This is a genomic window from Companilactobacillus halodurans (assembly GCF_009600985.1).
GTDB lineage: Bacteria > Bacillota > Bacilli > Lactobacillales > Lactobacillaceae > Companilactobacillus > Companilactobacillus halodurans.
The window spans coordinates 1-1,039 of the sequence record NZ_VDFP01000284.1; the positions used below are offsets into that span (position 1 = coordinate 1).

At 37.7% G+C, this 1,039-nt stretch carries 1 protein-coding gene; it reads left to right on the plus strand.

The window, feature by feature from the left end; all coding sequences use genetic code 11:
- On the plus strand, positions 1-1,039 hold a 1,039-nt coding region (locus tag FHL06_RS14195; RefSeq protein WP_153387313.1), incomplete at both ends, for an ATP-binding protein.

Sequence of the window (1,039 nt, forward strand, 5' to 3'; positions counted from 1 at the left end):
AGATTTGTTATCCCGTTTTGCGCCGTCCTAGTTATGTTCTTGGTGGCCGGGCTATGGAAATTGTCAGATCAGATGAAGAATTGGATAAGTACATGCACGAAGCAGTACACGTTTCAAATGATCATCCTGTTTTGATCGACACCTATTTGACTGGTCGTGAATGTGAAATTGATGCCCTAAGTGATGGCAAGAATGTTTTATTACCAGGTATTATCGAACACATCGAAAGATCAGGAGTGCATTCGGGGGATTCAATGGCTGTTTATCCACCACAGAATATTTCCGATGAAGTTCAAAGCCAAATTGTTGAATATGCTAAATTATTGGCTAAAGAATTGAAATGTGTTGGTATTATGAATATTCAATTTGTTATTCATGATAATCAAGCTTACGTTATTGAAGTTAATCCACGTGCCAGTCGGACAGTGCCTTATTTGAGCAAAGTGACGAGTATCCAAATGGCAAGAATTGCTACCAAGTTGATTCTTGGTGCTGATTTTAATACCTTGGGATTAGAACCAGGTTTGGAACCAGAATCTCGTTTGATTCATGTTAAAGCACCAACATTCTCTTTCAATAAATTAAACAATGTGGATAGTGCTTTGGGACCTGAGATGAAATCAACCGGTGAAGTCATGGGATCAGGAACAGATTACACCGAAGCCTTGTACAAAGCCTTTGAAGCTACTAACCAACATATTAAAGATGCAGGTAACGTATTGATTACCGTTAATGACAACGATAAAAAAGAAGCCTGTGGTTTAGCCAAGAGATTCCACGAAGTAGGATTCCAAGTTCTAGCAACTAAAGGAACAGCTGAATATTTCAACAAATGTGGTATTCAAGCCAAAGTAGTTCCAGAAGTCGGTCAAGCAGATGAAGATATAGTTTATTATTTGAGCCATAATAAGATTCAATTGTTAATCAATACCTTAGGCGAAAGCAGAAGTCACCATTCAGATGGTTATATCATTCGTCAAAATGCAGTACTTAATTCAGTACCACTTTATACATCACTTGATACAGCCAATGCTATTTT